This window comes from Telmatocola sphagniphila (genome assembly GCF_018398935.1).
GTDB lineage: Bacteria > Planctomycetota > Planctomycetia > Gemmatales > Gemmataceae > Telmatocola > Telmatocola sphagniphila.
The window spans coordinates 234,375-253,878 of record NZ_CP074694.1 but is presented as its reverse complement, the minus strand read 5'-3'; the positions used below and the strand labels follow the sequence as shown (position 1 = coordinate 253,878).

The 19,504-nt window shown below is 53.2% G+C and carries 15 protein-coding genes; 8 read left to right on the top strand and 7 right to left on the bottom strand.

What is annotated here, in order from left to right; translation table 11 throughout:
- Positions 1 to 34 precede the first annotated feature (34 nt).
- A complete protein-coding gene (locus tag KIH39_RS01145; protein WP_213497445.1) occupies positions 35 to 2,050 on the bottom strand; it encodes a coiled-coil domain-containing protein in 2,016 nt (671 codons plus the stop codon).
- Positions 2,051 to 2,422: 372 nt separating this feature from the next.
- Between KIH39_RS01145 and pstS the strand changes: the two genes are divergently transcribed.
- From pstS to KIH39_RS01115, 6 genes are all read left to right on the top strand, one after another.
- Positions 2,423 to 3,520, top strand: coding sequence for a phosphate ABC transporter substrate-binding protein PstS (gene pstS / locus KIH39_RS01140; RefSeq protein WP_213497444.1), 1,098 nt, complete (start codon positions 2,423 to 2,425; stop codon positions 3,518 to 3,520).
- 7 nt (positions 3,521 to 3,527) lie between these two features.
- The gene (pstA, locus tag KIH39_RS01135; RefSeq protein WP_213497443.1) at positions 3,528 to 5,381 is read left to right on the top strand and encodes a phosphate ABC transporter permease PstA; all 1,854 of its coding nucleotides are present in this window, start codon (positions 3,528 to 3,530) and stop codon (positions 5,379 to 5,381) included.
- Between the two features lie 6 nt (positions 5,382 to 5,387).
- On the top strand, positions 5,388 to 6,770 hold the full coding sequence (locus KIH39_RS01130) for a sensor histidine kinase (protein WP_213497442.1): 1,383 nt from the start codon (positions 5,388 to 5,390) through the stop codon (positions 6,768 to 6,770).
- A gap of 89 nt (positions 6,771 to 6,859) precedes the next feature.
- Positions 6,860 to 7,687 (top strand): phosphate ABC transporter ATP-binding protein PstB, encoded by an 828-nt coding sequence (gene pstB, locus KIH39_RS01125; RefSeq protein WP_315852405.1) that lies wholly within the window; start codon positions 6,860 to 6,862, stop codon positions 7,685 to 7,687.
- Positions 7,688 to 7,758: 71 nt separating this feature from the next.
- On the top strand, positions 7,759 to 8,427 hold the full coding sequence (gene phoU, locus KIH39_RS01120) for a phosphate signaling complex protein PhoU (RefSeq protein ID WP_213497440.1): 669 nt from the start codon (positions 7,759 to 7,761) through the stop codon (positions 8,425 to 8,427).
- Between the two features lie 17 nt (positions 8,428 to 8,444).
- Entirely contained in the window at positions 8,445 to 9,152 is a 708-nt protein-coding gene (locus KIH39_RS01115) for a response regulator (RefSeq protein WP_213497439.1), read from the top strand.
- A 48-nt stretch (positions 9,153 to 9,200) separates the two neighbouring features.
- On the opposite strand, the gene KIH39_RS01110 is transcribed toward KIH39_RS01115, so the two are convergent.
- Positions 9,201 to 10,880, bottom strand: coding sequence for a S53 family peptidase (locus KIH39_RS01110; protein ID WP_213497438.1), 1,680 nt, complete (start codon positions 10,878 to 10,880; stop codon positions 9,201 to 9,203).
- 381 nt (positions 10,881 to 11,261) lie between these two features.
- Here KIH39_RS01110 and KIH39_RS01105 point away from each other — a divergent pair, with 381 nt between their 5' ends.
- Positions 11,262 to 13,613, top strand: a complete 2,352-nt coding sequence (locus tag KIH39_RS01105) for a serine/threonine-protein kinase (RefSeq protein ID WP_213497437.1) — start codon at positions 11,262 to 11,264, stop codon at positions 13,611 to 13,613.
- A 78-nt stretch (positions 13,614 to 13,691) separates the two neighbouring features.
- Positions 13,692 to 14,663, top strand: a complete 972-nt coding sequence (locus tag KIH39_RS01100; protein ID WP_213497436.1) for a fumarylacetoacetate hydrolase family protein — start codon at positions 13,692 to 13,694, stop codon at positions 14,661 to 14,663.
- Here the strand turns inward: KIH39_RS01100 and KIH39_RS01095 are convergent, their stop codons facing one another.
- The 5 genes from KIH39_RS01095 to KIH39_RS01075 form a co-directional block, all read right to left on the bottom strand.
- Entirely contained in the window at positions 14,664 to 15,557 is an 894-nt protein-coding gene (locus KIH39_RS01095; protein WP_213497435.1) for an XrtA system polysaccharide deacetylase, read from the bottom strand.
- Positions 15,536 to 16,477, bottom strand: coding sequence for an NAD-dependent epimerase/dehydratase family protein (locus tag KIH39_RS01090; protein ID WP_213497434.1), 942 nt, complete (start codon positions 16,475 to 16,477; stop codon positions 15,536 to 15,538). Before KIH39_RS01090 ends, KIH39_RS01095 begins: the two co-directional genes overlap by 22 nt.
- Positions 16,478 to 16,524: 47 nt before the next feature.
- Positions 16,525 to 16,977, bottom strand: a complete 453-nt coding sequence (locus KIH39_RS01085) for a GNAT family N-acetyltransferase (protein WP_213497433.1) — start codon at positions 16,975 to 16,977, stop codon at positions 16,525 to 16,527.
- A gap of 74 nt (positions 16,978 to 17,051) precedes the next feature.
- Complete coding sequence (locus KIH39_RS01080; protein ID WP_246539457.1) at positions 17,052 to 18,818, bottom strand: DEAD/DEAH box helicase; 1,767 nt, start codon at positions 18,816 to 18,818, stop codon at positions 17,052 to 17,054.
- Positions 18,805 to 19,347: a hypothetical protein gene (locus KIH39_RS01075; RefSeq protein WP_213497432.1), complete on the bottom strand. Its 543-nt coding sequence runs from the start codon at positions 19,345 to 19,347 to the stop codon at positions 18,805 to 18,807. Before KIH39_RS01075 ends, KIH39_RS01080 begins: the two co-directional genes overlap by 14 nt.
- Positions 19,348 to 19,504: the final 157 nt, after the last annotated feature.

Here is a 19,504-nt window from a genome sequence, read left to right as displayed (position 1 = left end):
CTCCTGAGGGTGTTACCGGAAATTGTATAGGCGTTCACAGGCTGTTGCAGCCGGTTTCCAGACAAAATACTCGGGAGACTTTTCGGCCCGGAAGATTGAGATTCATCCAGGATTGGATCGAGTGGACGTTCCAGCCCGCCCGTTTTTCAAAACTGATGGCCGATGTTTCCAGGCCTGTCAATTTCTCGCAGATTCCTTTACTGAGGCAGAGGCTGGCATCCCACGCGCTTTCAGTAAATCTCAGCAGAAACATGTCTTCGGTCGCTTCCAGACAATAACCAGGGGAACTGGTATGGATCAAAATCGTTTGCAACTCTTCCAGCAGAATTCGCTTGGCTTCCACCAATGGAAAATTCTCTGGAAAGCGGACTTCCACCAGGCGTGCGGTTGCCCCTCTTTCCGGAGGAAGGATGGCCAGTTGAATATCGGAATTATCGGCCAGCGATTCCAATTCCAGTCGATTCCGATGGAATTCGGAGGTGAATTCCAGAGTGGCTATTAAGCGGCCCCCCTGCTTTTTCCAGCGTCTTTGATCGAAGATATTCCAAACGCTCGCAAAAGATCCGGCTTTGTCCACTGCCCGGCTGACGCGATTAGCTCCTTCAAGATTTCGATCGATCTCCTCCGGTTCCATCCAGATGACTCGGTCGCACCAATCGCAAAGTTCGGCTCTCTCCTGAACACTTAGAGCCGGAATTCCTTTAAGCACAACTCCGTCAATCATCTGCGCCAGCTCACGATCGGATCGCAAATGCTTTTGCCAGAACTCGAACGATACGCAGGGCGAATGCCCGCTCGACAAGGCTCGCCGCACTTTCACGGTCTCAGGCAGTTCCTGAAAGCGCTTCTGCCAATTCTCTGCCCAAATGCTTTCGTGGAGGGATTGTTGAAGCTGTTCCGAAGTGGGCTGCTGATAGATGCGAAGCTCTTCGACGCTGCGGGGCCGTACGGAGATGAGATTCAGAGATTTGCTCAGTTCCCGCCAGTTTTCATCCAGATTTAAATTCGCCAGATCTATCTGATTTTGGAGCTCGCTGAGCTTCTGATCTCTCACGCGGCAGCGCTCCGAGATTTCCTGTTCGAATAAGCGGGCGATCTCTTGCTGTTCCGCCTGTTTTTTTTCTTCGAACGATTTTTCCGCCTTTTGAAGCAGTTCTTGCAAGTCCTGAATCCGAGTTTCGGTCTCGGCTTTTTGTTTTTGCAGCTCCTGCCAGCGCGGCATCAAGTCTTTTCTGAATAACGACTTCCAGAATCGAATCGTCCACCAGCGCAAATACTGTCGGCTCTCGGCGAAAGGTCGGAGGCGATCCAAGGTCTCGGTGTAAGCCGAGAGGTTATTGGTCTGGCGGACAATTTCCGCGTTCAATTCGCTCCGTTCGGCTTCAAGTTGCTGAAGCCCTTCGCCAAACGACTCAATCACGCGGTTCATTTGAGATCGAAGCGGCAATTCTTCGGAGGCAGTTTCCAATTCGCGCCGGATCAGGTCAGACACCTCTTCCCGCGTCCGGCTCAATTGCCCCAAAAGTCCCTGCAGGGATCGAACTTTCTCGGTTTCTTCCAGCAGTTGTGCCCAGATGGAAGTGAGCGACATATGCCGTTCGACTTCCCCTTGCTGAATGGAATGATAGTCGCGAATCGGGTGGCAAACTACCGAGGAAACATCCGAAGGAGCTGTAGCCTGGATCTCCAGAACTCTCAATTCGCTCCAAAGGGAATTCGATTCGGTCGAATTGATTTCCGGACTCAGCAGGAATAAGCCCGTGGCACGCCGGAGTGTTTTCCGGAAACAATCTCGCAGATCTTTCGGTAATTCCAGGAGTTCGGCAAAAGGATAATCGCCCGAAGAAAGGGTACGTGCGGGCAGTTTAGGAAATGATTTAGGGTCAAACCTCCCGGAGACTAAGCCCCGAGCTTCGACCTCTTTCCATAAAATTTCATCCGGAGTTAGTGGCGCAGGTTCACGCAATTCGGACGTTTGCACTCCCGTAGCCGTAGCTTCCCGAAGTGGTTCGTAATCCTCGTTTTGCAGTGGAGTACCTCGAAAATTCATAGGAGGGACTCGATCTGAGGGAAACGTCGAATTTGCATTCTGACTTCTGATCCGTTGGACAATCTGCTTTTTGGCACACTTCAATATAAGGAACTATTTTTTTATAAGCCATGAAAAGCTGACGAATATACAGCAATTTTAATCTCAGCATGTTTGCTGATTTTATCGACATTTTGGACTGGGAAGGTCGGAAAAAATCTCATTCAAACAATTTTTTGCAGATTTCTCAAGTTAAATCTCCAACCCTCGTGCGAATTTTCGAAGCCCCTTTCGTCGCGTAACTACATCAAAGATTCACAATGTTCCCCTACGCACTTGGCCTCGGGACCATAAGTTATGAAGGTTAAAAACCCATGCAATTTGGTGCCTCGAATGCGGTTCTTCTGGATTTTTCTGCTGCTTCTAACAACTTTGACCGGTTGTAAAGACGCCCGCCGAATCAATGCGGGAGGCGCCTCATTCATCTATCCGGCGATGCTGGTCTGGTCACGCGAATATGAAAAATTGACCGGCGTTCAGATCGATTATCAGTCCACAGGCTCCGGGAATGGCGTACAGCAAACACTCGCACAGACGATCAATTTCGGCTGTACCGATGCCTTCATTAAGGATGATCTGCTCGAGAAAGCGAAGCAAGGCCGAGGAGAAATACTCCACATACCACTGGCCATGGGCGCGGTTGTGCCCATCTACAATCTGCCCGAAGTCAACCAGCCCTTGAATTTTACCGGGACACTATTAGCCGAAATTTTCATGGGAAAAGTGACCCACTGGAATGACCCGGCCATCAAGGAAATCAATCCCGGTCTCGAACTCCCGGATCGGGAAATTGTCCCAGTCACCCGATCGGACTCCAGCGGAACAACGTCCATTTTCACCGATTACCTTTCTAAAGTCTCTGCCGAATGGAAAACCAAAATTAAATCGGGGACGACGGTGAATTGGCCCAAAGGGGTGGGTCAGCGGGGCAACGAAGGCGTTGCGGGGCATGTCTTCCGATCCCCTTATGCCATCGGTTATGTGGAATTGATTTTCGCCGTGCAGAACAAGGTCTCTTACGGAAAAGTGGAATCTCGGGACAGCACCGAAAAAAACGCGGCCCACGTGGCGAAGACCGGACTTAACTCGAACATTAAAGAACGCGTCTTTCTACTAGCCAGCTTGGAAAGTGTCAGTGCGGCGGCGGATGCCGCGTTCGTAAAAATTCCTGCCGACCTCCGCTATTCGCTCACCAATATCTCCGGGCCCAATTCCTACCCGATCAGTGGCACGAACTGGGCCGTTCTTTATAAAAGCCAACCGGAGAAGCTCGCCGAGGATATTAAAAAGTTCCTTCTTTGGGTCACGGAATATCAGGGGGAGGGTCAGAAACGAGTTCGCGAGCTCGGTTATTCTCCACTCCCCGAGCGACTTTGTAATTTGATCAAGCTGAAACTCGAATCTATTACCATCGTTGAAAACTCCCGATAAACTTCCCATGTCGAACGAAGAAAACTCGATCTCGCGAAAAGACTCGCAGCCTCAATCGGATGTCGGCGACGACATCTTCCGGGTTATCTGCAGTTCCGCTGGCACATTCATACTGCTACTGGCGCTGGGATTAATCGTTACTCTGATTTGGCAGTCCCGGCCGATCTTTCCCCACATCGGCAGTTTTTTCACCGACACCAAACTCGACATTAATAACAATAAGTTTGGTGCCCTCGCTTACATCTATGGAACGCTGATAACCTCCGCTCTGGCCATGTTGATCGCCGTACCGTTAGGCGTGGGATCCGCAGCTTATCTCGCTGAGATCGCCTCGGAAAAAATCCGACGTACCGGCTCTTTTCTGACCGAGTTACTGGCGGCCATTCCGAGCGTGGTGTATGGCTTCTGGGGGCTGTTTTTCCTTTGCCCGGCCGTCCAGTGGATTTACAATCAAGTTGGTGGCCCGAATACCAGCGGCGCGGGCATCCTGTCTGCCGGGCTGATTCTCGCTTTGATGATCATTCCTTACATCACTGCAATCACGTTCGATGTGTGCCGGGCAGTGCCCCGCTCGCAACGCGAGGGGGCGCTGGCTCTCGGCGCAACTCGCTGGCAAATGATCCGAACGGTTGTGTTGCCCTATGCCCGACCGGGTATCGTGGCGGCCTGCTTCCTGGCCTTGGGACGGGCACTCGGTGAAACCATGGCCGTTACCATGATCGTGGGGAACCGGGCCGATCTTCCTCACTCGTGGAAAGATGTTCTAGCCATTCCGTTTGCCCTGGCAGATTCGATCGCTTCCGTGATTGCCAACCGATTGAATGAAGCCGTGGATGAACGAGAGCGTGCGGCCCTGGTGGCACTGGGTTTGATCCTTTTCGTTGTCACAATTATCGTGAATGGCTCAGCTCGGCTCTTGGTCCGCCGGATGGGCAAACCCCGCGTCCGCACCCGGGCGTTCCGATCCAATTTCACTCACCCGGCCAGTGAAAACATGGCCGTGAGAATTCAGAATCATCGCAAGGCGGAGCGAATCAATCGCATCATGACCGTCGTTTTAGGCAGTTGCCTGCTCACCACAGTCATTCCCCTATTTTTGATTCTGGGCTACATCATCTATCGGGGTGCAGGGTCTTTGAGCTGGTCCTTCTTCACTCAGCTTCCGATGCCGCCTAAAGATCCGAATGGGGGTATGGCCCATGCCATTGGCGGCAGCTTCATGATTGTCGGGCTGGCTACGCTGATGGCGATTCCTTTGGGGATTCTGGCTGCAGTTTACCTGAGCGAATATCGATCGACGCGCTGGTCCAATTTCGTACGTTTCGTCACAGAACTGTTGGGGGGTGTCCCCTCTATAGTGATCGGTATATTCGTCTATGTGATAGTGGTTCGTACCACGGGAAGTTTTTCCGGCTGGGCGGGCGCCATCGCTCTGGCCATCATGATGGTGCCGATTATCGTTCGCTCCTCGGAGGAATCTCTCAGACTGGTACCATCGACGTTACGACAGGCGAGTCTGGCACTGGGGGCTTCCCACAGACAAACCGTTCTGAGAATTTCGCTACCTGCCGCCCTTCCAGCAATTATCACGGGTATATTCCTGGCCATCGGACGTATCGCGGGAGAAACCGCTCCTTTGTTGCTTACTGCATACGGTTCCAACTTCTGGCCGCGAACTCCGGCAGATCGAACGCCATTTCTACCAAAATACATCTACGACTACTCCCGAAGCGGCATCCCGGAATGGGAGGCCCAAGCCTGGGCGGCCGCTCTGGTTCTGGTCGTGGTTGTGATGGGTTTGAATATCGGCATTCGCGTTCTCGCGGGTAAACGGGTCGTACTGGCTAGCCGGGCGGAGTAAGCCGGCATGCGAAATCGACTGCTACTGTTTCTGTTCATTCTCTTCACACTCGGATTTACCGGGGGTGTTCTCGTTTGCCGAGCCGATTTACTTTCGCTCAAAGACTCCTCTCTTTTGGTGGTACTCTTAACCGGTTCCTTGTTCGGTTTACTCCTGCTGCCTGGCCTGCATCTGGTCTCCCAACGAATAGTTTTCGCGTCTTTGAAGAAGCTTCGCCATTCGATTGAAGCGATACCCTCGCAGAAGCCCGATTTTCGCCTAACTGGCGGCGGCTATTATGAAAGCCGCGCGATTGCCACCTCGGTTAATGAACTGAGCCAGCGCTACCACGACCGCATACGGGACCTGGAACTCGATAAAATTCGGCTGCGCACTATTCTTGAGGCGATGATTGAAGGAGTCATCACAGTTGATACCAGACAGCGGATTGTCTTCGCGAATGCGAGTGCGGGCCGCATGCTCGATTTTCAACCTTCTCATGCCGAAGGCCGCCCGCTCTACGAGATCACTCGCTTTCCCAAAATTCACCAGGCAGTCGAAAAGGGTCTCAATTCAGCTCAGCCCTACCGCGAAGAAATCGAATGGGCGTCCGGTCCGGTCAAACATCTGATGCTGCACATAGCCAAGTTCCAACGCGACGATGCAGCGGGGGCGATTCTGGTAATGAACGATACCACCGATCTCAGACGGTTGGAACAGATGCGCCGCGACTTTGTAGCCAATGTTTCCCACGAACTCAAAACGCCTCTGGCGGTGATACAAACCAGTTCGGAAGCTCTTCTGGAAGGAGCCATCGATGATCCGGAAGTCCGCATCCCGTTTCTGCGCCAGATATCCGAGCAGTGCGAACGACTGCACGCCTTAATTCTGGATTTGATCAGCCTCGCCCGGATCGAATCATCCAAGGAAGTCTTCGATTTCATGTCGGTCTCGCTTTATGATGCAGTGGCCGATTCCGTCGATCGGCACCTGCCCCGGGCAGAGCAGAAGAATATCCAGATGCGAATCCAAAATGCTCGACAGAGCGATTTGCAGATGTGGATCGACCCCGAAGCTCTGGAACAAATTTTAGATAATCTGATCGATAATGCCGTGAAATACTCGAACGATAACGGTACCGTCTCCCTGAGCTGGAAAGCCGAGGGAGATCAGGCCATCATCCGGATTTCGGATAACGGCAGTGGCATCCCGGCAGCGGATTTACCCCGGATTTTCGAGCGTTTTTATAGAGTTGATAAAGCCCGGTCCCGCCAGTTGGGCGGAACCGGTTTAGGCTTGTCTATCGTGAAACATTTAACGAATTTGATGGGAGGAAAAGTCACTGCCAGCAGCGAATTGGGCTCGGGAACCACCATGCAGCTCCAATTACCGTTGGCAAAATCCGTCTAAGATTCTTATTCGCTACATGAATTCTTCACGATTGTGACATAAAACATCTGCAAATTATGTTGATCGTACCCGAACCCATGAGAGAACCCGTGTCGAGACTTTATTCAGACATCATCAACGAACGGTCCACGTCCGGCCGCGGCTCTCTCGATGTTTTGAATTCTCGACCCAAGTTCGAAGCGAGGAATGTCAACTTCTGGTACCATTCCAAACAGGCCCTCTTCGATATTTCCGTGGTGATCCCCGAGCGTTCGGTACTCGCACTCATCGGTCCCTCCGGCTGCGGCAAATCGACATTTCTGCGCATGCTCAATCGCATGAACGACCTGATTGATGGCACGCATCACCAGGGCCAGATCCGATTGGATGGCCGGGATATCTACGGCGCGGAAGTCAACATGGTTGATTTGCGTCGCCGGGTAGGAATGGTTTTCCAGAAATCGAATCCGTTCCCCAAATCGATTTACGAGAACGTCGTGTACGGCCCTCGAGTTTCCGGCGAAAAAGATCCCTCGAAACTCGATTACGTGGTCGAAAAGTGCTTGAAGCAGGCGGCCTTGTGGGATGAAGTGAAAGACCGCCTCCATTCATCGGCGATGGATTTGTCCGGCGGTCAGCAGCAGCGACTCTGCATCGCCCGCTCGCTGGCTACCGACCCGGAAGTTCTGCTGATGGACGAGCCCGCTTCCGCACTCGATCCTAAATCAACAAACAAAATTGAAGACCTGATTTTCGAACTGAAGAGCCAGTACACCATCGTAATTGTGACGCACAACATGCAGCAGGCCGCGCGAGTCTCCGACTCCACGGCCTTTTTCTTCGAAGGTAAAATGATTGAATTCGGCTCAACGAATATGATTTTCACGCGGCCCCATCAGAAGCAGACGGAAGATTATATCACCGGACGATTCGGTTGATCTCAGCCAGTCAATTCGCGGTGTTTTAGGGGTGAAGCCGCAATGGAGTCCAGCACCAGAAGGATCTAGTAATGTCCAAGCATTTAGAACGAGACCTGGAGAATCTGCAGAAACAGATCGTTTCTCTCGCGGGCATGGTGGAAGATTCCATTTATAAAGCGATATTGGCCCTTCTCGAACACGATCGCAGCCTGGCTCAGGAGGTCATCGAGGGCGACAATCGCATCGACGTGCTGGAAAATAACGTCGTCGAGGAATGCCTGAAAATTCTTGCCCTGCACCAGCCGGTTGCGCGCGATTTGCGCCGTATCGCCACCGTATTTATGATCGCCGCTGACCTTGAAAGAATGGCGGACCTGGCTGCGGATATCTCCGAACGTTCCATCGACGTCCCCATCGGCCACTCCGTGCCGGAGAAGCTGCGCCGCATGACCGATTTGGCCACGGGCCTCGTTCATCAGAGCTTGGATTCGTTCGTAAAATCGGACAGTTCCCTCGCTCGTAAAGTCATTCGCATGGATGACGATGTGGATCGTTACCACGCGGAAATCATCAACGAACTCCGCGACGAAATGAAACGCTCTCCGGATCTGATCGATCCCTGTCTTTCGTTGTTCACCGCCACCCGGCATATCGAGCGAATCGCCGATCATGCCACCAACATTGCTGAAGATGTGATTTATCTGGTCGAAGGGGAAATCGTTCGCCATCGACCGGAAGCTATTGTGACGGGCATTTGAACTCTGAGGGCTAACCAATGTCGAAACCCCGCATTCTGCTCGTGGAAGACGAACGCGGACTGGTCCAGACGCTGACCTGGTTTTTGAATAAAGAAGGATTTGAAGTTGCCGCCGCAACGGAAGGTCCCGAGGGCCTTCGCAAGGCCATGAGCCTGCTGCCGGATTTGATTCTTTTGGATCTCATGCTTCCCGGCGTGGGAGGGCTGGAGATTCTGAAGGAGCTTCGCGCCGGCGAGAAAACCAAGGCCATACCCGTTATCGTGCTCACCGCCAAGGCGGAAGAGACCGATCAAGTCGTGGGTTTCTCACTGGGGGCGGACGATTACGTCACTAAACCGTTTAGCAATAAAGTTCTACTCCAAAGAATCAAGGCTCTCCTACGCCGCTCGGAAAATGTCGGCGAAGCCGCAGAGAATCTCTCTCACCTGGGCTTGGAAATCGATCGCGTCCGGCACAAGGTCAGCTTCCAGGGTAAATTGCTGGAACTGACGCCGACGGAATTTCGACTTCTGGAATGCCTGCTCCGACAACCTGGACGGGCATTTTCCCGCCATCAACTGATGGATGCCGCCATCGGTGAGGGATCGATCGTCCTGGAGAGAACTATTGATGTGCACATCAAAACTCTCCGGCGAAAATTAGTGGAGGTCGGAGCGGAAGGGGAATGGATAGAAACCGTTCGAGGCGTAGGCTATCGCTTTTCTGAAGGGGTTAAAGTCGTTTAAAAAAGGGGGTGATCGGTAAACTCCGATCACCCTTTTTGTTTTATCTCATCAATCGTTATTGATTAACCAGGGAATAAGGCTCGCGGCATTAGGCGTGCCCAGACCGGTCACCAGGTCATATCCCGTCTTCGCGGAAGCCGAAGTAGATCGGCCATCGGATCCCGTAGTGACGTCGTAGTAATTCGCTTTGTAAACACTGCTGGCTGCAGCGGCATAAAACGGCTCATTGGACAGATTCGTAGTCGAGATCACCGGTTTGCCCAGAGCAATGCGACCTTGATCGACTAATGCAATCATCCCGGAAATCGCCGGGGCTCCGACACTCGTTCCGCCGACTTCAATCCAGCCGCCACTTGCACTGCTGTACACCGCGACGCCCGTGGAAGGATTCGCATCGAACGCGATGTCCGGAGTGCCTCGCTTACCACCGGTCGAAGTGATGCCGTAGTTGACTTGGTAAGCCGGCTCGGCTTCATAAGCACTCACGCCCCCTCCCGAGCTCGACCAGGCAGATTCGCTCGATCGTGCACCACTGGAGGTAACGGTTAAGGTCGTCCCGCCTACCGAGAGCACGTAGGGGGAAGCGGAAGGATACCCAGCACCCGTACCGCTGTCGCCGGCAGCCGCAACGAAGGCAACGTTAGGTACCTTGAAGGTGGAATCGAGAGAAGTTTCGTTGGAAGTTTCGCTACCGCCGAAGCTCATGGACACGACCTGAGCATGAGCCGCCCCGTAGGAAGCGGCCGTTAAGAGATCGGAAAGATTGGAAGAATTCGCTTCGACCAGTTCAATGTTGGCTTTCGGTGCGATGGCGTGCGCCCACTCGACATCCAGATCAATTTCCGCGGCCCAACTGCTATTGGCCGCGGGCAAGGTCGATCCTCCGGTCTGGTTCACCACTTTCAAAGTGGGGCCACCGGTGGTGTTGAACTGCGGCAAATTGAATTTGGTATTGAAGGTAGATACATCGCTGGTCAAATTGGCGGCGTTGTAAGCGTCAATAATCGCGATGGTCACTCCCGCTCCGGTATAGGTTGCTGGAATTCCATAAGCAGTATCGATCTGGGTGGGAGAAAAACCTGCTACGCTCACCGTGGTGCTTCCACCACCTCCCGAACCACCACCTCCGGTACCTCCACCGCCACCCGTGCCGCCGCCGGAACCTCCACCACCTCCATTATGACCATGGCGGTCCCCAAACCAGCCGCCAAAACCGAAACCGAAGAAGTCGGCACTCGCATTGGGGGTATTCGAGCCAGAACTGTTCAAGCTGCTGGAACTTTGAGTACCCGAGAACAAGTTAGCTTCGTTAAATGTGGAATTGAATGGGGTGGCCGGGGTCACACTAACGTTATTAGCAGTCGAAGAGGAATTTGCAGCCGGGTTGATATTCACTGCGACGTTACGGAACGCGTCATTGGAGAACAGGTTGGAGAAATTCGATCGACCGACGTATACATCCGAGGAGTTATCGTTGCCAATTAACTCAAACAATCCGACACTCGCGGAAGAGGAATCGGTTGTGGAATTCGCCGTAGAGCCTGTGTCCGACTTGCTATCCGTTGGGTTTGAAGCTTGTGGATCCGATAACCAGGATCGTGATGCGTAGTCGGCACTGAGCGCACCGTAAAGAAGATCGCTTGGTGCATTTCGCTCATCGAGCGATTCTAATCTCAGGAATGCTTTGAAGAGCGAAGGTTTTCGATTGGTTGAAACTCGCTGAGCCATTCAGGATGCTCCCTCAAGTAGGTCACGGTAAAGTGATTTCAAGTGTCAAATAACTATACACGTACTTCAACGGACAGAAAAATGAAATGATTTTCAAAATCACTTCTCAGATCTAGTTAGTAAACATAGGTTGGTCATTTTGCGGGCCTGTAAAGGGATAGTCGCAGTTCGCATCGAAAGCGAACCGCCAATTTGAGGCTAAATTCAAGAAAATGCTTTTTTGAGGCCGCTCAGGCGACATCTAGTTTCATTTTTTAATGAGTGGCGTGAAATTGGTTAAGCTCGATTTTATGCGCAATGCACACATTTTTCCGCAGACTCAAAATTGTGAACTATGATTGCCTTGGATGGCACCTAGCACTCGAACGGTTTTCCCTCGACATGGCTACCGCGGTAGAGTTCGATTTACTGACCTTCCTGCGGAAGAATCTCTTCCTCACAGCTCCCCAACTGGAGATTCTGGAGCAGGATAAGAGCCGAGATCTAGATCCTAGCGCTCTGATCGAGCATCTGGCGGAGCTGGGTTACATTACCAGTTATCAGCGCGAACAAATTCTCCAGGGCGACGCTCACAAATTGCTGATAGGCGCTTACCGGTTGATCGAACCGCTGGGCGAAGGCGGAATGGGTATGGTCTTTCGGGCCTGGCAGCCCCGCCTGGAACGAATGGTCGCCATCAAGTTAATCCGGCCACAGGTTCTCGCCGCGAAGCCGGAAGTTCTGACTCGCTTCCATCGAGAAGCCAAGGCCATCGCCCAACTGAATCATCCGAATATCGTCACCCTCTACGATGCCGATGAACTCGAAGGCGTACACTTCATCGCCATGGAGTACGTCGATGGGTTGACTCTCGAAAAAATGGTCCGTTCGAATGGACCCTTGAGCATCAAGCAGGCCTGTGAATATATCCGCCAATGTGCTTTGGGGCTGCAGCACGCCGCCGAGTGCGGTTTGGTCCATCGCGACATCAAACCTTCGAATATTCTGGTCACCCAGAAAAATAATGCGTCCGCAAAGCGATCGTCTGCAAATCTTCGCCGTCCCACTCTGGTGACGATGCGGGATCGCGATCTGAACTTTCGCAGATCCACAACGGACAGTTCTTCCAATAACTGGGGAACGATTAAAATTTTGGATATGGGTTTGGCTCGACTGAACGAGACCATCGAAGATAAGACCGGCCACACTCCCTTGACCCGGGCAGGCGCGCTGCTGGGAACCCCCGATTTTATTTCGCCGGAGCAGGCCCGCGACGCGAGCAGCGTCGATATCCGCTCTGACCTCTACAGTCTCGGCTGCACTTTCTATTACATCCTGACCGGACGGCCGCCCTTTCCGGGAGGCACGGATGTTCAGAAGATTCTTCGCCACCAGACCGACACGCCAGTTCCGCTCGAGGAGATGCGGCCGAATATTCCGATGCCCGTGGTGACGATCACACGCCGGCTGCTCATGAAGCGGCCCGATGATCGATTCAGCAGTCCCAAGCAACTCTCGGATTTACTCGATCAGTACCTCAATGGCAAGGATAACTCTCTTTCGGTTAAGATTACACCGCAGGAAGATGCGCCGCCGAAAGTGGAAGATGTAGCCACCCTTGGCGGGGTGAGCGATTCGCAGTTACTGGATTCGCTCGATTCGGAAATGAATTCCGGGACCCCGATTCCCGCCGCAGACATCTACATGGAGACTGAAGGCCACGAAAATACAACCGAGATGGCCACTCAGTCCGAAATGAAGAGCCTGCACTCTAGTACTCTTTCGATGATTTCGGCTCATACGGGCTTAGTGACCTCACTTTCTATGGCTCGAAACGGCCGTCTTTGCGTCAGCGGCGGCTTGGATGGAACCGTTCGAGTTTGGGATATTTCCAAGCCCACACCTGTCGAACTGGCCATGCTGCCCCGTCCCGGTGTGGAAATCCAGGCGGTGGCACTCGCTCCCGACGAGCCTTATATCGTCGTGGGCGGGACACTCAATAATCAGGCCCGGCTCTGGCGTTGGGATTATCAGGAAGAAAAAGTCTACGACTGGGGAACATTCGACGACAAGCATGGTGTGAACTGCATCAATTTCTCGCCCGACGGGCGAATGCTGGTATTCTCCATCGGCCACGTAATCTACGCTCAGAAAATCAGCAATCGGACCTATAGCGGGCGTTCCACGCTCAAAGGCCATAATAATCAAATCCGATCGCTGTCGGTATCGCCCGATCGTCGCCTGATTGCTTCCGGGAGCGAAGGTCGAAATATCCGAATTTGGAGCAACGGCTGGCTGGGTTCCAGTAGCAAAGCGAAGCTCGAAGGCCACTCCGACATTGTGACCGCCGTGGCCTTCTCTCCGAACTCGAAACTGCTGGCTTCCGCGGGTCTCGATCGAGCGGTCATCTTATGGGATGCCCTGACCCCCAGCCTGAACACGGCTACAATCCTGAACGGTCATTCGAACAACATTCGACTGGTTCAATTCCTCCCCGGAAACCAACACTTGCTTTCGGTCGGAGAAGCCGGCGAAGTGTTTTTGTGGAATTTGAGGACCTTTGAAAAGACTGCCGAGTGCAAAACGGGGCAGATTCTCTCCTGCGTGATGACCGTCTCCGAAAGTGGACGGCGACTGGCAGCCGGCACATCGGACGGTCGTATCCAGCTCTATGAACTGAGCCTGCCGATTTACCATGAAAACCCCAAGACTATGTATGCCAACGGCGATATGGCCACTCCCGCGGCTTCTTAATTCATCGCCCCGTTTCTCTCCACTCAAATCCCCTCGATAGCTGGGTTTCGTATATAATCGCATTCGAGGAGCATCCTTATGCGATTATGCCGATTTCGATTCGAAGATTCGATGGAAGAACAGATCGGCTTCTATCAGGAAGATGGCGTCATCTCCTGCGAAGAAGCCTTTCGTGCCAGCGGAGAATCGCAGCATCACGTTCTCCGTCCGGAGAAGCAAAATCTGCTTCTGCAATACCTTGCTGCCGACCCCTTTTATCCCATGAGCCTCATGGAGGCGACGGAAAAAGTTTACGGCTGGCTGGTTAAGCATCCGGATCGAGCTCAGAAGCTCAAGCGAACCGATTACGAAATTCTGCTTCCCATCGAACGGCCCAACAAACTGCTTCTACTGGCCGGGAATTATGCCGAGCACATTATCGAACGAGGCGGAACGGTGGCCGAGCGGGAAGAAACTTTCCCCTATGTTTTTATGAAGCCACCGAGTACGACACTCATCCCCTCCCAGGCACCGATCGTGATACCGAAAAATGCTCCCTGGGGAGTCGACTGGGAATGCGAACTCGCCGTGGTCATGGGTCGCAAGGTGCGAAATATCAGCGAACAGGACGCTCCCGCGGCAATCGCCGGCTACACCATCGTCAACGATATTTCCCAGCGACAGTTCAAACCCAATCCGACTCGCAAACGTCGGGAGCGCGATGTCTTTTTCGATTGGCAACATGGCAAATGGTTCGATTCCTTCTGCCCGTGCGGGCCGGCACTGCTGGTGGCCGGAGACCAGATCGATCCGCAAAAACTGAAACTGCGACTGACCGTTAATGGCGAAGTGAAGCAGGAAGGTAGCACGGGACAGATGATCTTTTCGGTGGCCGCCATCGTGGCGTTTATTTCCACCTTCGTTACTCTCGAGCCCGGCGATATTATTTCCACCGGAACACCGAAAGGGGTCGGCAGCGTTTCGGGAATCTATCTTAAGCCCGGTGATGAAGTGGAAGCTTCTATCGAAGGCATTGGGTTATTGCGAAACTCGGTCGTAGCCGAGAAGTAACTAGATCTGAAATTGCTTAAGGGATGCGCTGCTTTGCAACAAATCATTAACCACGTCGATCGCCCGTCGGCCCGGATATCGGTTCAATAATTTGCGAAGGCGTGGGATACTTTTCTTTATTCCGACGTATGTCCGCCATCTGGAAATTCGGCCCAGAGCCAGCTTGGGTTGCTGGGAATCGAATTCCCAGGGGTGGAAGTAGAGCATGGCCAGCGAAGGCGTTTGAGCCAGGGTCTGGGCAATCCCCCGCCGCATGAAAGCGAGTGGAAACAACCGGAAATAGCCACCTCCCGCGACGGGCAAATTCTGTCCGAATTTCCGCCAGGTCACTGGTGGAAGTTCGAGTATTTTTTCTTTGGGCCCTTTGGCGAGGAAGGGTTCACGTGGGGCTTCGGGCACGCCGTAGCGATCGTGATGGACGGGATAAATGCTGGAATCGTAAAGAAAACCTTCTTCCGCCAACACGTCGAGTGCCCAGTTGGTCGGACGGATTACACTGAAAGTCGGGGCTCTAAATCCAACCACCGAACAGCCGCCGACCTGCTCCAGAGCCTGCTTACTCTTACGCAAATCCTCTCGAAAACTCTTAGCCTCGAGTCGGCGGATGGAAGTATGGGCATAGCTGTGGCTGGCTAACTCGTGCCCGCCGGATACGATTTCGCGTATGAGATTCGGATGCGATTCGGCAATTTGTCCCACGACGAAAAAAGTGGCTTTACGATTCTGCTCGGCCAGAAGATCCAGTAGAGTACGCGTCGAGCGAACCATCCGGTCGGCATAGAGTTGTCGAGTTTCCTCTTTGGTTGAACAGTTCGCGGCCGCTTCAATTCGATAATGCTCTTCGACGTCGAAGCTGAAAACGATATTCTGGTTCACTTCGATTCCCGGTACCATTCCAAGGTTTTCTGCAGACCGGTTTCAAAATCGATGTTGGGAATGTAATTGAGTTCCGCTCGAATTCGGGTAATGTCTGCTCGGGAGAATCGAACATCTCCAACACGCGTTTCGCCAAACTTGGGGGTGATATTCGTACCGAGTAGCTTATTCAGAGCATTCACCAAATCGATAATGGTTATGCAGGCTCCCGTTCCGACGTTGTACACTCGGCCGGAAACTCCAGGTACGGTACCGGCTTTCACCAAAGCCTGCACGGCGTTCCCAACATAGGTGAAATCGCGGGATTGCAGACCATCCCCGTGCACAACGGGCACTTTTCCCTGACTCATGAGCCCCGCGAAAATAGCGATCACACCGCTGTAAGGGCTATCGGCTCGTTGACGGGGGCCAAAGATATTGAAAAAACGAAGCCGAACGGTTTCAATGCCATAGGTATTGGCAAAAGACTCCAGGAGATACTCGCTGGCCAGTTTCCCTGCGGCGTAAGGGGAGAGTGCGGAAAGCTCCTGATCTTCCCGTTGTCCTTCCTCATTGGAGGAACCACCATAAGCGCTGCTGGAGGCGGCGAAGACGACTCTTTTCACACTCGCCCGGCGTGCCGAATCGAGGACTTTGAGAGTGCCCGTGGCACAGACATCGAAAGACAAGAGCGGGTTTTCCACGCTTCGCGCTACAGAGGCCAGTGCCGCCAGATGATAAACTGTGTCCACGCCCTGAACGGCGCGATCCACGCTGACGCTGTCGCAGATGCTTCCGAGTTGAAACTCGATGCGGTCGCCGTGCTGCTTCAGATTATCCGCAAGACCGGTGTTCAAGTCGTCGAGGACGCGAACGTTGTAATCGGCTGCTACCAGGGCATCGACAAGATGCGATCCGATAAAGCCCGCGCCGCCTGTGACCAGAACTCGGTTTTTCATGATGTTGACTATCCAGGGGGGAGCCGAAAGATCTCGCCTGCAGCAAATTAAGACAAGTTAATGCGGTGAACCGTCCACTCATCCATCGGCTTCGCTCCGAGCGTTCGGTAAAATTTCAACGCCGGCTCATTCCAGTCTAGCACGCTCCACTCGAGTCTGCCGTAATCTCTTTCCTTACCAAGTTTTATTAATTCCGAAAAAAAGGCTTTGCCGATGCCATTGCGTCGAAAACGCGGTCGTACGAACAGGTCTTCGAGGTAAAGACCCGGTTTACCGGCGAAAGTGGAGAAGGTGGTGAAGAAAAGGGCAAAACCGGCGATTTCTGGGCCGACTTCGGCCATGAGAACTTCAGCCGCGGGACGTTGGCCGAAAAGCGCCCGATCCAATTGTTCCTCGGTCGCCTGAGCTTCGGAAAGCAGCCGTTCGTACTCGGCGAGTTCCCGTATCAACTGGCGAATCACGGGAATATCCGAAGGCGTAGCGGAACGAATCAGGAACATCGTTCAAATCTCGTTGGACACGGGGAGAGTTCGATGCGATCAGAATAGGGCGATTGGTCGAAAAAGCACCCAGTTTACGCGGCGGATTTACGCGGACGGGGAATATCGAACAGGCCAAAGATTTCCTCCTCAGAAAGGCCCATGCTGGGAGGGGGACCATTCTGCGAGAGAAGATCGTTAAAAAGTTTGCGCTTGGAATCCAGAATTTCCGCGATGCGTCTCTCGATGGTATTATCCGAAACGAACCGGGTCACCGTCACGGGATATTTCTGACCGATGCGATGGGCGCGGTTGATCGCCTGATCTTCGATGGCCGGATTCCACCAGCGATCGAACAGGAAAACGTAATTGGTGAACTGCAGATTGAGGCCGACACTGCCAGTACCGTAACTCATCAGGATCACATGTTTGGTCGGGTCGGCCTTGAACTGGTCTAAAACCTTGGGCCTGTCCTGCGTCGGAATCTTCCCGTGGAACTGTAATGGTCCGAATTCTTCCAGAGCCTTGGCGAGGACTTCCAGCGGTTCCACCCACTGTGAAAAAATAATCGCTTTACGCCCACTCTCGGCCACTTCAGCCATGTCGGCGATCAACCGTTCCATTTTCGCGCTGGCGCCGGTCCGGGGATCGAAGTTGCAAATTTGCTTTAAACGCATCACTAATTGAAAAACATGCTGCACCGTGATGGTGTCGCCCAGCTCGTTCAGGTGGATGATGCCATCTTTCTCGGCGAGCTCGTACGCTTCCTTCTGCGGAGGCGTGAGTTCAATGCACATGTCGCGAATGATCTTCGGCGGCATGTCGGACTGAGCTTCCTCCTTGGTACGCCGGAGAATGCACTCGGAAGTCAGCGCCGGTAACATTTTGGCAGGCGTTTCCGGGGGAATCCTCCCTTTGTCGACGAACGAGAAAATATGAATCAGGTCATCGGGGCGATTTTCAATCGGCGTACCGGTCAGTGCCCAACTGCGCGATCGCTTCACGCTGCAGACTACCTGAGCCGTTTTGGATGTGTGGTTTTTGATCCGTTGCGCTTCATCGAGTACGACCAGATCGAAAAATACCTGATCATCCTCCAGAATATCCGCATCGCGAGTCAGTATCTCGTAGTTGATCAGCTTCAAAGGACAGTTGGAAACTTTCCAGGTTGCGCGGCGGCTATCGATATCGCCGCCAAACACTTCAAAGGGAAGATCGGGAGCCCACAGTTTCAGTTCCCGGATCCAGTTGAACACCAGTGGCTTAGGGCAGATGAGCAATGCGGTACGAATCAGGCCGGCTTGAAACAGCAGCCGGATCGACAGGATCGTCTGCATCGTCTTGCCCAGCCCCATCTCATCGGCCAACAGAGCCGCGTGACGGGGCATAAGAAAAGCAATGCCTTCCAGTTGATATTTGAACGGCTGAAAGGGGACCTCGACATTTCGGCCGTCGAACAAGTTATCCAGTGGAGGCTGCAACAGGTACAGCAGCCGATCTTTGAACTGAACGGTGTCGGCCGTGGGACGAGCCCGAATGCTTTTCTTAGGCGTCTTGGGTGCGGGATCGGGCAACTCCGGCTCCGGACTTGGAGCAGGCTCTTCCTCTTGGGGTTTAACTTGAACAGGAGGTCGACTGACGACTTCGATTACGGGGGCGGGAAATTTCCATCCTTCGGTGTGAACTCGCATATCCAATGACCCGAGGGCGCGCGTCCAGGGAGAATCGTTGAGAAGCTTGGCTTCTCGAATTCCCGTCAGCAAGGGGTCGTCGAAACCCGCCGATGTCGAACCAGCGAGCAACTCGACATCAACCAGGAAATCCTCGAATTCGGTTGGAGCATCTAAATCAGGCAGCGACACGGTTCTGAACTCCCATCCGACGAGCTTCGCTGATGGCTTCCCGAATGCGGTTGAACGGTTCGCACAGATCCAGGCCCACGTCGATGCGATCTAGAATCGCAAGCAGCCGTTCGCTATCCGCCGAGTGTTTGGAAGATAGAATCAGAGATTTCGAACAACGGGCGTGTTTGAGAACAGCAAACTCATCCCCGAGGGCTTCGTCCGCAAAGGGAATAGCAACGACCGGATATTCCAACCGAGTACGTATAGTCAGCAGACTGGGAGAGTCTACTACCAGCAGATGTATGCTGGTCGATGATTTGTCGATGAGCGTTTTACCGATCAGATCGGCCGAGATGTACTCCTGCAGGGTGGGCCCATAGAGGATCTGCTGGAGTCGATTGGGCTGAACAGCGGTGGATAATCGAAATTCGATCGGCCGACCCCAGCAATTGGTTATCAGCAAGCCACCCAGTTGCCCGGCCCCTTCGTTGAGTATCGTCAAATAGCCTAGTTGGATACTCGTTGGTACTGTGGACGCTTCAGCCATCTCCGTCCCCTGCCATGAAAGTTGTCAATCTTGGTTGTCTCCCACAGGGATAAAATCGGTAAGCCGGAGAAACTTCCATCACACATCCCCGGTCGGCCGCGCTCAGAATACCTTTACGAACCGAGCCCATTCCTCACAAATTACCTGAATTGCCAAG

What these genes read in the sequence shown, in the direction of transcription:
- KIH39_RS01085 (WP_213497433.1), bottom strand. Translation starts at nt 16,977, where the DNA reads ATGTTCCTGATTCGTTCCGCTACGCCTTCGGATATTCCCGTGATTCGC.
- KIH39_RS01100 (WP_213497436.1), top strand. Translation starts at nt 13,692, where the DNA reads ATGCGATTATGCCGATTTCGATTCGAAGATTCGATGGAAGAACAGATC.
- KIH39_RS01105 (WP_213497437.1), top strand. Translation starts at nt 11,262, where the DNA reads ATGGCTACCGCGGTAGAGTTCGATTTACTGACCTTCCTGCGGAAGAAT.
- KIH39_RS01145 (WP_213497445.1), bottom strand. Translation starts at nt 2,050, where the DNA reads ATGAATTTTCGAGGTACTCCACTGCAAAACGAGGATTACGAACCACTT.
- pstS (WP_213497444.1), top strand. Translation starts at nt 2,423, where the DNA reads ATGCGGTTCTTCTGGATTTTTCTGCTGCTTCTAACAACTTTGACCGGT.
- KIH39_RS01075 (WP_213497432.1), bottom strand. Translation starts at nt 19,347, where the DNA reads ATGGCTGAAGCGTCCACAGTACCAACGAGTATCCAACTAGGCTATTTG.
- phoU (WP_213497440.1), top strand. Translation starts at nt 7,759, where the DNA reads ATGTCCAAGCATTTAGAACGAGACCTGGAGAATCTGCAGAAACAGATC.
- KIH39_RS01090 (WP_213497434.1), bottom strand. Translation starts at nt 16,477, where the DNA reads ATGAAAAACCGAGTTCTGGTCACAGGCGGCGCGGGCTTTATCGGATCG.
- KIH39_RS01130 (WP_213497442.1), top strand. Translation starts at nt 5,388, where the DNA reads ATGCGAAATCGACTGCTACTGTTTCTGTTCATTCTCTTCACACTCGGA.
- pstA (WP_213497443.1), top strand. Translation starts at nt 3,528, where the DNA reads ATGTCGAACGAAGAAAACTCGATCTCGCGAAAAGACTCGCAGCCTCAA.
- KIH39_RS01115 (WP_213497439.1), top strand. Translation starts at nt 8,445, where the DNA reads ATGTCGAAACCCCGCATTCTGCTCGTGGAAGACGAACGCGGACTGGTC.
- KIH39_RS01110 (WP_213497438.1), bottom strand. Translation starts at nt 10,880, where the DNA reads ATGGCTCAGCGAGTTTCAACCAATCGAAAACCTTCGCTCTTCAAAGCA.
- KIH39_RS01095 (WP_213497435.1), bottom strand. Translation starts at nt 15,557, where the DNA reads ATGGTACCGGGAATCGAAGTGAACCAGAATATCGTTTTCAGCTTCGAC.